We start from the raw sequence: 11,725 nt of genomic DNA, 5'->3' as shown, positions 1-11,725 counted from the left end.
ACAATAATCCAAAAGGTTATCTTTACCTTGACCAAAAAAGAAAACTAGGACTAGTAAAAAGAATGCGTAAGCAAATTCATAAATATGGACTCACAAATAAAGATTTGCAACTTACTGAATAACAATAACTTAATTTTACGTTAGTCAGAATTGTTGTATACTCTCCGCCAGCTGTAGAAGCTCTTAAGATGGAATATCCTGCCAAGTCATTTTCTGTATTAGCAGTCCAATTTAATTCTATAGCCTCTTCTTTACCAATTGCAATTAAATTAATCGGTGCTGCAGGAGCATTAAACTCTACAGGTGCATCTATGGGTAAAAACCTCCACAACTGTGTATTATTATTTCCTGAATCTCTTTTTTCCCATTGTCTAACATTCGCATTTTCATCTGTAGAAACCACATCTAAAAACTTTCCACTAAATCGGTTTCCAATATAAAACCACCCATCTTCATCATACTCAATAAACCATTGTCTATTTAAACTACTACTATCTTCAAATGTTATAATATTAGCATTGTTATTAAGGTTAGAAGCATCTAATGCTATTTTTTTATTAGTAGCAGAGCCTAAACCTATTTTATAAAAAGTAAAATCTCCTCCAACATTAGAAGGAACTAAATTCATTTCCCATTGCTGAAAATTTTGTTGAGTATCTGTACCAATTTCTAAATTAGCACCATTATTAGAAGAACCATTAGCTACCTGTATAACCTTACCACTTGCACGATTTACCAATTTGTACATTCCGCTAATTGCTGGTTGAATATCCTCTCCAGATTGTATGTTAATTACACGTTCTGCATTTGGTTGGTTTTGATGATAACCAGTTCCTCCAGGCATATTTACAACATATTCTCTTTGTGGGCCATATCCATCATAAAAAACAGCTCTGTCTTTAGACACAAATTTATATGATGTGGCTATGGCTTGTCTTTCAGAAGCACCTAAAAAACCCTCTACTTTTCCATCTAAATTTCTATATACTGATGCTGCTGTCCAATTTGGTCTATGTTCTGCGTAACCTAACCTCACACCATCAGAAGCTTTAACAAATTGACCGCCAGTAAATTCAGGTGTTCCCCACCAAATACCCATTTCCATACCGTATTCTAAACCAACCATTGCTTCAATAACATTGTGTAACTCATCATTACTTGCATATTTACCATCACTTTTTACAGTTTCAAAAAAAGAAGCATAATTATTAAAAGAACCTGCTAATTGATGAGTGTTTCCTTCATCTAAGGTTTCCTTTAAATAGGTGTACCATGGCAAAGCTTGGTCTGTACTTAATGTGCTTGAAGAAATTCTAACACCATCTAACTCAGGTAATTTTTTTAGTTCTGTGTTAAGAGCTTCACTAAAAGGTTTGTCTCCATTACCAAAACTACTACCAAGATCACATTCATTACAAGGAGAAATTGAAATTACATCATGACCTGCAGCTTCATAATATTTTATAGTAGCAGCAATATTAGCTGCCCAAGTTACAGGGTTATAGTTTCCTTGAGTACCATAGCTAGTATCTACAGAATTACGCACGCTATTCATGGTTAACTTCATTGGTTTATTTAATAAAGCTATATAGTCTAATCTTTTATTTATAGCATCTTTAATTCTTGGGTGAAGTTCGCCATTTACTAAAGGCTCTTCTGTAAAATAAGAAACGCGAACTACATCAATATTTTCGGGACCCATAAACGCCATACCTCTTTTAAAATTCTCTAGGCTAGGCCATGCAGTATCTATACCCCATACTAAAGGTTTAGACTCACCTTCGGAGTTTATATCAAAGAGTAATGTTCTATCTGCATCTGGTTGTACTATAAAATTAGAACTTGTACTAGTTTGTGCACAAAGTTTAAATGCTATAAAAAGAAATAAGCATAAAATTGTTTTAACTGATTTTATTTTTGTCATTTTATTTAGTTTTTAATCCCTGTTACTGTTGGTGTTACTGGTTTTATACTACCATCTGCATTAAATTCTAATTTATCAATACAAACTTCTCTATTAAAACCTGCAGCAGAGCCCATTGTAATACCATTTGGACGATTAAAACGATGGTAAACAATATGCCAAACATCTGTGTCTGGAGTTTGTATTACACTATTATGACCCGTACCATAAATACCAATTTCTGGCTTCTTTTCTATTACGATATTATTTTCTGGAATGTTTAATTTTCCTGTTGGTGAGTTTGAAGTTGCATATCTTACTCTATAATTAGGACTTCTAGTATCGTCTTCTGACCATAAGAAATAATACTTTCCTTTTCTGTAAAAAACCTCAGCTCCTTCTCTAAAAGTTTTATCTGGAGTCATTATTTTTATGGTATTCTTTTTTATTGAAACCATATCTTTATTAAGCTCTGCGCAAGCCATATAACCATTACCCCAGTATAAATAACTTTTACCTGAAACAGGGTCTGTAAATACATCTGGGTCTATTTCTTGTCCTCCTTTAATTCCTTTAGGTCTTTCTGCAATTAATGGTTTTCCAGAGTCTACAAAAGGACCAGTAGGATTTTCTGAAACAGCAACTCCTATTTTTTGTGCAGCTGTAAAGTAATAGAAATACTTGTACTCTCCATTAATTTTCTTTTCTATGGCAGTTGGTGCCCATGCGTTTCTATTAGCCCAACTTACATCTTTTTTTAAATCTAAGATTACGCCTTCATCTGTCCAATTTACTAAATCAGGCGAAGAAAATGTTTTAAAATACGTACCAGACCAACCTGTAAAACCATCGCTTGTTGGGTATAAATAATATTTATTTGTTTTATGAGAATAAATAATTTCTGGATCTGCATAAAAACCATTTAAAACAGGATTATTGTTTTGCTGAGCAGAAACTTGAAAGCTTTTTGTTTTTTCGCCCATTTTAAAAGTATAAGTTACAGCTCCGTTAGAGAAATCTTGAGCACCTTTTGGTGAATATGTTATGCCTGGAGTTAATTGAAAATCTGGATTTAAATTTTTTAAATCTGAACCTAGATTAACTGGAAGATAAATTGTATTATTTTTATCGTTTACAACTACGTTATTCTTTTTAATATCTTTTGAATTGTAAGACACAAAAGCACTTTTACCTATATTTCCCCATTTATTAAGAAGTGATAATTCTTCCTCTTTTGTAATTGGAATTACAGTACCATGTCTTGGGTGAAAATTCATTGATATTTTATCATCAACAACAGAAAAACTTTTTAAGTCTTTACTTTTTGTAAACTGATATTTTCCTGAAGAATACATATCATACATTAAAATATATTCGTCTGAGTCTATTAATTTAAAAGTACTAGAACCTTCTACTGGTTTTTTTGTTACATTCATAAAACCTTCTAACTCCTCATAACCGGAAGTTAAACTATCAGAAACAGCTTGCATTATTCCTTTTTTAGACGGGTCTTCATTTTTAAAAAATAAGTGATATTTACCATCTTTGTAAACTATATCGCCATCTATACAAGCAGCATTACTTGGGCTAAAATATAATTGTTTAGGTGTTGTTGCTAAGGCTGTAAAATCTTCATTTGCGTAAGCATAATAGATTATATCTGGCCCTTTATCTCCTAGCATAGACCAATAAATCATATACTGTTTAGTTTCTTTATCATAAATTGTTTGTGGCGCCCATACACGTTTTACATCACCAAATTCTTCTGGGTAGGTTTCTGGTATATTTATAATAGAAGAAGTCCAGTTTATTAAATCTGTAGATTTCATTAAAATCATTGCATAATTATTCCAGCCTTGTTCTGTTACATACAAGTCTGTAATTACCATGTAAAATGTTTTACCATCTTCTCCTCTTAAAATATGTGGATCTCTTACTCCACCTGAAGAACTTATTTTTTTAGAATCTATAATTGGTTCATTATTATTTAATGCATAATAATTATAACCATCTTTACTTAGTGCATATCTTACAGCTTCTTCACCAGGGCCATTACCTGTAAAATATGTAAATAGATAGCTAGTATATTCTTTATCATTTGATTCAGTGCTACAAGCTGCTATAAATAATACAGCACAACAAATACTTAATTGTCTAATTTTTTTTATCAGATTTAGTTTCATTTTATTAGTTTAATTTTATTGTTATTTTTTTACCTCTGTAATTAACAGTTTTATCAAATATTTCAGTTTTGTTATTACCTGTACCTTTTTTATCTGTTACTAAAACTATATTGAATTTCATTTTTTTAAGCATTCCAGAAAAACTACCTTCTCTACTATGAATAGTTAATTTTTGTTTTTTATCATTCCAATCTAATTTAATGGTTGCAAAAGACCCTTTTTCATAATTATAATTATCGTGCTCATCATCATATAAAGTAAAAGTTGCATCTGCCCCAGGATAAACTCTAAGTGTTATTGGTCCTTTTTTTTCATCTGCATATTGTACTTTAGGTCCTAAAGGAATTATTGAACCAGCTTTAACGTAAAGTGGTAAAATATCTATTGGTACTTCTCTTTTAATAGTTTCTCCTCCTTTTTTTACTTCTCCTGTCCAGAAATCAATCCAGTTTGAACCTGCAGGAAGATAAACTTTCGTTGTTTTAACTTGGGTAAAGTCTTCTCCTTCACCAAAATATTTATTGCCTTCTTTCCTATATTTAACATACATTGGTTCTGTTACTGGACAAACTAAAATATTTTTACCAAACATAAATTGATTGTCTATGTCTAAAACATTTTTATCTTCTGGAAAATCCATTACCAAAGCACGCATAATACTAGAACTGTTTTTTGTAACATCCCAAGAATTAGAATATATATAAGGTAAAAACTTATATCTTAATTCTATCATTTTTTTAAGTGCATCATATGTCCAATCTCCTTCTTTTCCATAATACCATAATTCTCTTGGTGTATCTGTACCATGAGAACGCATCATTGGAGAAAATGCGCCAAATTGCATCCAACGTACATAAAGTTCGTGATATGCTTTATTTTTATATCCTCCAGGAAAATTCCATATAAAAAAACCTCCAATATCACTATTCCAGTAAGGTATTCCTGCTAAAGAAAAGTTTAGTCCAGCAGAAATTTGATTTCTTAAAACATCCCAGTCTGCAACAACATCTCCAGACCAAGTATTGGCACCATAACGTTGCTGACCAGTAAACGCAGAACGGGTTAAAATAAATACTCTCTTATCTGAAGTTGTTTCTCTTTGATGATCATAAACACCACCAACCGTCATTAAAGGAAAAGCATTTCTAACTTTTCTAAAAGAGCCCAAATGTGTTTTTTCATTAAAATCTGAGTCTTTCATTTCTAAGTGATCAGGATCTGTAGAATCCATCCACCAGCCATCCATTCCTAAAGAAAAAATGCCTTCATTTAGATACTTCCAATAAATATCTCTAGCTTCTGGGTTATAAGCGTCGTAAACTCTTACACCTGATGGTAAATTAGGATCTGGTGGCCAACCTTCGTTACCAGACAAAGGCCAAGTTTTAAAGTCTAAAAGCATATTCTTTTCTTTTAAAACTTTAAATGGTTTTGTTTCTGGACCAAAAGAAGCCCAAATAGAAATAATCATGTGCGCGTTTAACTTGTGCACATCATCTACCATTTTTTGCGGATTTGGAAATGTAGGATTTAAAAACTCCATTGCATTCCATTGATAATTTGTTCCCCAATATTGCCAATCTTGAATAATACCATCTAAAGGAATTTCTAATTCGCGATACTTTTTAACAACATTTACAGTTTCATCTTGACTTTTATAACGTTCTTTACTTTGCCAATAACCAAATGTCCAATAAGGAAACATTGGTGCTTGCCCTGTTAATTTTCGTAATTGACCAATTACTCCATCAGAATTTTTACCATACATAAAGTAATAATCTATACAATCTCCTACCTCAGATTCAAATGAAGTTTCAGTTGGGTTATCTGTATAATAAGTTGGTGCATAATTATCCCAAAAAATACCATATCCTTTTACAGATTGTAAAACAGGTGATGTATCTTCTAAATTATCTTGTCTTAAAAGTAATTTTTGATTACGCTGAGACATTTTTCCGTGTTGAAATTGTCCCAAACCATATACTGTTTCTTCTTTATCTAGCAAAAAAGCCTGACGAACAATAAAAGAGTTTCTATCTACATCTTTTATGGGTGTAAATTGAGAACCATAATCTTTTTCTGTAAGTAAGCTATTACCTTTTGTATCAAAAAAAGAAATTTTACCAGTATTGGTATTAATATTTAAAACAATAAAAGCAGAAGAAGCTGTAATAAGATTGTTTTTTTCATTTATTTTAATATCTACAGTTTCTGGTGTTTTAATAACAGATAAACTTTCTTTTTCAAATTTACTATTCTCTGGATATTTGAGAATTCTTGCTGTTTTTGATGTAAAAAACTGTACTTCTAAAACCTGATTATTTATTACAGCTTTTAGCCCTTTACTTGTTTTAGTATATTGCTGAGCATAAGTTACTTGTAACCCTAAGAACAATGCTAAAACAAGACATAAAAGATTACTAATTATTTTCTTCATTATTTTTAATTATTATCTTTAATTAAGTTTTATTCTAAAAAACGATACATTTCACTAGCTGCTAATAAAAAAGCTCCCACACCAAAATCTGCTGTAGAATTTACATTTACAACCTGTCCTGGTATTGCTTTTTCTCCAATTGGTTGTACATAACCAACAGCTCCATTTGCTTGTAAAGCTGTATTTACTAAGTAATTCCAAGATTTATTAATTACTGGTGTATACACTTCTTTATCTAAAATATTATTATTTATTCCCCATAAAAAAGCATAGGTAAAGAAAGCTGTACCACTGGTTTCTGGTCCTGGAGCATGTTTTGGATCTAAAATACTTCTGGTCCAATAACCTTCTTCTTGCTGAGATGCAGCTAATGCCTCTGCCATTGCTTTAAACCTCATTATATATTCTTGTTTATGTTTTGCAGTATCTGGCATATCTTGAATTATCTTTGCATAACCTGCAAAAACCCATCCATCTCCTCTTGCCCAAAAATCTTTTTTTCCGTTAACACTTTTATGTTTTGGGTATACATATTTAGCATCTCTATAATAAAGTTGTGCTTCTTCATCATACATAATACTATCTGCATAATTTAAATATTCTTCTAATTTCTCTAAATATTTATCGTTACCAGTTGCTTTATAAAGCTTTGTCATCACTGGCATTACCATGTATAAACCATCTGCCCACCACCAATAATCGTTTACACTGGTACTCATCTGGTATTCCATAACTTCTCTTGCTCTAGCAATTTTATAAGCATCTTTTTTTCCTGTAAAGTTGTATAAATCTATATAGGTTTGAAAACATATTTGCCAATCTCCAAACAATACATGTTTATCATTTTCACCATAATTATATCTCCATTCAGATTTATCTTGAGATTTTGCTCCCATCCACTGGTTTTTTTCTGCCCAATCCAGAGAATAATCTAAAAATTGTTTGTTTTTAGTAATTTTATAAGCTTCCATATTGCCTGTATGGTATGCAGATACATGCCAGAAAGAATTACCTGGCGTTTTATGATTACTTTGCCAATGATTATTTACTTTGTTAATTATTGATATAACATCTTCTTTAGATTCTTTAATTGAAGCTTCTTGTTCTGTTGTCTCTTTATTATCTTTAGTTGTTTTACATCCATTAAAGAGAATAGAAATTGTAAAAAGAGATAAAATCCAAACTGTTTTTTTATACATATCTATGCTAATTGATTATTTTTGAAAGGTTTTTTATTTGTAATATGTTAACGTCTGAAGGTTTTTTATTTGTAACTCCTTCAGCATCTACTTGTGTTACATTTTGATAAAAAATGTTTAATTTTTGTTGATTATTCCAAAGTAAAACATCATAATTTGGTTCCCAATCATTAACAGGGTCATCATTTAAGTCTAGAACTTTCCATGGCAAATTATTTTCTAAATTAGCGTAAGCTAAAGAGACTTTGTTACCTCTTTCTAAATCTCTAAAAAGTATATTTATTATATTTTTTTTATGAGTATTGTTAATTAAAATAGCTGGTCTAGAAATAGGTATTTTTTTTGTGCCACCACCACCTAATTGAAAGGATGTTTTTCTAAAACCTGTATTCTTTTTTTTCCAGATACCATTTTCTAAAAAAACAATTTGGAATTGTGTAATTTTATTTTCGTTAAAATAAGTAGCTATATAAGGATTCCCAATATGATCTGTAGACATTGCTGTTTGATTTATTAGGTTGCTATTCTGTGGAATTTTCCATGCATATTCTGCAGAAGTTAATGTTATGGGTAAATTGTATTGCTCTTTTGTAGATTTTTGCCACGTTTTACCACCATCTAAAGAACGTGCATAACATAAATCATGATTGGTTTCTACATTCCAGGTTTCTCTCCAAACCCAAGACACATGAATTACACCTTTATTATCTACACTCGCTTGCCAATATGCGCTTCTTTTATTTTCTCCGTCTATTAAATTATCATGTAATTGTGTCCATTTTTTATCTTTAATACTATAAGAATTAATAACCAAATTACCTCTACCAGATTCTCCAGACCTATAAAAAAACAATAAATTTCCGTTGGGTAAATTATAGAATTCTGGATATGTAATTTTATCTTCGTTTTTATTGGTCATTGCTATTTCTGCTCCTAAGTTTAAGCTTAGTGGTGCTTTAGAAATTGCGTATCTCAATTTTGTATTATGATGATCCCAACTAACATGTAAAAAACCATTGCCATCTACGGCAATACTAATTGAATTATGAGCATCATATATATTTCCTTTGTATGCTGTTTTTACGGTTTCCCAAGTATTGCTATTTAATTTTCGTTTACCTAATATTAAATATCCTTGGCCATTATAATAAGCAACAAATTGATGACCTTTAAATGATGTTAATGCATTTTTTCTAAACTTAACTGTATTTACAGAATTGTTAGACCAACCTTTACCTACATTTAACAAGGTAATGTTCTTAGAACAAGACATACAAAAAACAAGACAAACTATTATGAGTATATAATTATTAAGGTTAAAATTTATTGTTTTGTAATTTATCATTATGATTTAAAAAATTAGTTCCCTATAAAGCTAATTACCCCAGTATTAGGTACTACTTTAGAAATTATATTATTCGTTTTAAAGTTTAAGCTATCTATGGCTAATTCTCTTAAAAGTGTGTCTTTATTATCTGTAATTCTATGATATAAAATATAATCTTGATTGTTTTTACTAAATATGGTATGATGCCCAGGACCTAATGTTATAGAGTCTTTAGATGTAGATAAAATAGGACTGTTTTTACCTTCTGACCACGGGCCATAAGGAGTATTGCCAATAGAATACCTCACCTTATAAGTACTATCTGTGCATTTTCCGTCAGAATATGAAAGAAAATATTTACCATTTTTCTTAAACATATGTGGTGCTTCAAAATAATTTGGAGGTGTAATATCTTTAATTTCATCTTTATTAAAAGAGACCATATCATCCTTTAACTTTACAATAAAACAGTGGCCATTTACCCAATTTAAGCCAGAACCCCAATACAAATATGCTTGCCCATCATCATCTATAAAAGCTTCTGCATCTATCATGTGGTAATCAGGAAATAAATTTCCTTTTATTAAAGGACTGTTATCTTCTTTGGCATTTTTCCATGGGCCTAAAGGGTTTTTACTAATACCTACCCAAATTTCACTTCCAACAGAAACATACATGTAGAAATTACCATTTTTACCTTGTATTACAGAAGGTGCCCAAACTCTACTACTATTAGATGTAGAGCTTGTGCATGCTTCTTTGGTTGGCCAGTTGATTTTTTTTGGTGTCCAATTTATAAAGTCTGATGATTCAAATACTGCTAATTCTTCGCCTCCCCATGGATCTACTGTTGCATAAACATAATATTTACCACCAAAATTAACTATTGAAGGATCTGCGAAATAACCTTTAATTACAGGGTTTGTAATTTTAGTAATTGAAGGCTTTATTGCATCTTTATTTACTTTTTTGTTACAATTATACAGTGTAAACAACAATAGAAATAAGGATACTTTTTTTAAGTACTTGATTTTTTTATCTAAACTTTTATTCATAATTATTCTTCTAAGATTTTGTGATAAAATCTATTTTTTTAAAACACAAGTTATTAAAGACCTTTTTGCTAGTGTAAAAGTTTCATTACTATTTATAATTGAAATCTTTTTTAAATTCTCAGTAGCATCTTCTGTTGTTTGGTATAATTCTAGAGTACTAAAGCCTTCTGGTATTCCAGTAATTTTAATGTTTTTTGAAATATCAAGTTGATTTGTTAAAACCACTACAATTTTATTATCAGACATGTAAGAAGATTGTAAAACACCTTCTATGTTGCCTTCTGTAAAATTATCTAAAGTACTAGCAATACGTTTCATTTCTGGTTTTACAAACCTTGAATAATGGCCTAATGTCCAAAGCATTTTAGACTCGTAATATTTACCATTAAATTTGTTATTATCTATGTAAATTAAACCATCTTTATAATTGTACGGACTAATAGCTAACCACCAATGCCATGCAGAAGCGTTTGCAAACACTAAATCTGAATGAATTACTCTAGCCATATATAATGCTGCATCAATACCTAAATCACGCCCATTTCCTTTAATTCTTTTGTTATTTTCTAGCATACAGTATTCAGTCATCCAATATTCTAAATCAGAATTAACTGCTTGTCTTTTTTTATTTAGCTGTTTTCTTGCATTTACAGAATTTTTTAAATCCCAAGTAGAAAAGTAACTATGACCTGCAATTTTATTCGGAACAGAATTTAAATTACCAACAAAACCTTCAGAGTTTTTTTCAAAAAAATAAGATATTTGATTTCCTCTGTTTGGCTTGTCTGTTTTGCTGTATAAAGCATCTATTTTACCAGCTTCAGAAATTTCTATTTTCGATGAAATGTTATTTTCAGAAAAAGAGGTATTTATCGCATTTATTGCATTATAAATTTCTTTATTATTCCAAGGAGAGCCTTCTTGGTTGCAACATTTCCAATCCCATTGAGGTTCGTTAAACGGACTAATATAGTTAAATGTTATACCTGTTTTATTGGCGATTCCTTTTACTACTTTAGATAAAAAATTTGCATACTTAACATAATTATTTTCTGCTAAGTTTGATGAAATACCGTCTGCAGACCAAGCTTTATTATTTTTAGTTAAATAAACAGGAGGACTATTTACAAAACCGATAAAGGTTTTAACTCCATAGTTTTTAGCCTTTTTTAAAAACCATATTTGTCCAGATTGCTTGTTCCAATTGTAAGTTCCGTTAGCACTTAAAAAAGATTCTGCTCTTCTCCATTCATCATTTATGTTACTATCATTACCTTGTTCTGCACTACCAGCGCCAATATTAAATCGCCAAGCTGTTAAACCAATTCCTTCTGGACTACCATCTATTTTATTTGATTGGCTAAATAGAAGTTTAGCTATTTTGTTCTTTGTTTTTTTTGGCCAATTTTTACCTACAAATTGTGTAGACCAAGCATCTGAAGCTCCAAAATTTTTAATAGTTTGAAACTTTTTAGAAACATCTAGTTTTAATTTTAAAGTTGAAGATTTTTCTTCTGCTAAACTGCGAATATCATTATAGCTTTTTTCACTATTCATAAAGCTTATTAGAAATAAACCTAAGAAAAGTACTAAGATTGCTTTATGAATTGCAAAAACTTTC

Annotated in this window: 7 protein-coding genes; all 7 read right to left on the bottom strand. The window is 30.5% G+C overall.

Annotated features, from left to right (window positions below):
- Window positions 1-76: 76 nt before the first annotated feature.
- The 7 genes from ACWYN7_RS05895 to ACWYN7_RS05865 all read right to left on the bottom strand — a co-directional run bounded on the left by ACWYN7_RS05895 (window position 77) and on the right by ACWYN7_RS05865 (window position 11,661).
- Window positions 77-1,924 carry an RICIN domain-containing protein gene (locus tag ACWYN7_RS05895; protein ID WP_462858923.1) on the bottom strand — a complete coding sequence of 616 codons (1,848 nt, stop codon included), beginning with the start codon at window positions 1,922-1,924 and terminating at the stop codon, window positions 77-79.
- Window positions 1,925-1,929: 5 nt separating this feature from the next.
- Window positions 1,930-4,086: a family 43 glycosylhydrolase gene (locus ACWYN7_RS05890; protein WP_462858922.1), complete on the bottom strand. Its 2,157-nt coding sequence runs from the start codon at window positions 4,084-4,086 to the stop codon at window positions 1,930-1,932.
- A 4-nt stretch (window positions 4,087-4,090) separates the two neighbouring features.
- Window positions 4,091-6,523, bottom strand: coding sequence for a glycoside hydrolase family 31 protein (locus ACWYN7_RS05885; RefSeq protein WP_462858921.1), 2,433 nt, complete (start codon window positions 6,521-6,523; stop codon window positions 4,091-4,093).
- Window positions 6,524-6,552: 29 nt separating this feature from the next.
- Window positions 6,553-7,722 (bottom strand): glycoside hydrolase family 88/105 protein, encoded by a 1,170-nt coding sequence (locus tag ACWYN7_RS05880; RefSeq protein WP_462858920.1) that lies wholly within the window; start codon window positions 7,720-7,722, stop codon window positions 6,553-6,555.
- 7 nt (window positions 7,723-7,729) lie between these two features.
- Window positions 7,730-8,995, bottom strand: a complete 1,266-nt coding sequence (locus tag ACWYN7_RS05875; protein ID WP_462858919.1) for a BNR repeat-containing protein — start codon at window positions 8,993-8,995, stop codon at window positions 7,730-7,732.
- Between the two features lie 86 nt (window positions 8,996-9,081).
- Complete coding sequence (locus ACWYN7_RS05870) at window positions 9,082-10,104, bottom strand: family 43 glycosylhydrolase (RefSeq protein ID WP_462858918.1); 1,023 nt, start codon at window positions 10,102-10,104, stop codon at window positions 9,082-9,084.
- 30 nt (window positions 10,105-10,134) lie between these two features.
- Complete coding sequence (locus ACWYN7_RS05865; protein ID WP_462858917.1) at window positions 10,135-11,661, bottom strand: glycoside hydrolase; 1,527 nt, start codon at window positions 11,659-11,661, stop codon at window positions 10,135-10,137.
- Between the last annotated feature and the right edge of the window lie 64 nt (window positions 11,662-11,725).

This window comes from Polaribacter sp. M10 (assembly GCF_054968445.1).
The sequence above is the reverse complement of the archived record's forward strand: the minus strand, read 5'-3'. Positions and strand labels throughout refer to the sequence as shown.

Excerpts from the sequence above, each read along its gene's own strand:
- ACWYN7_RS05875 (WP_462858919.1), bottom strand. The coding sequence starts at position 8,995 with ATGTCTTGTTCTAAGAACATTACCTTGTTAAATGTAGGTAAAGGTTGG.
- ACWYN7_RS05890 (WP_462858922.1), bottom strand. The coding sequence starts at position 4,086 with ATGAAACTAAATCTGATAAAAAAAATTAGACAATTAAGTATTTGTTGT.
- ACWYN7_RS05865 (WP_462858917.1), bottom strand. The coding sequence starts at position 11,661 with ATGAATAGTGAAAAAAGCTATAATGATATTCGCAGTTTAGCAGAAGAA.
- ACWYN7_RS05885 (WP_462858921.1), bottom strand. The coding sequence starts at position 6,523 with ATGAAGAAAATAATTAGTAATCTTTTATGTCTTGTTTTAGCATTGTTC.
- ACWYN7_RS05895 (WP_462858923.1), bottom strand. The coding sequence starts at position 1,924 with ATGACAAAAATAAAATCAGTTAAAACAATTTTATGCTTATTTCTTTTT.
- ACWYN7_RS05880 (WP_462858920.1), bottom strand. The coding sequence starts at position 7,722 with ATGTATAAAAAAACAGTTTGGATTTTATCTCTTTTTACAATTTCTATT.
- ACWYN7_RS05870 (WP_462858918.1), bottom strand. The coding sequence starts at position 10,104 with ATGAATAAAAGTTTAGATAAAAAAATCAAGTACTTAAAAAAAGTATCC.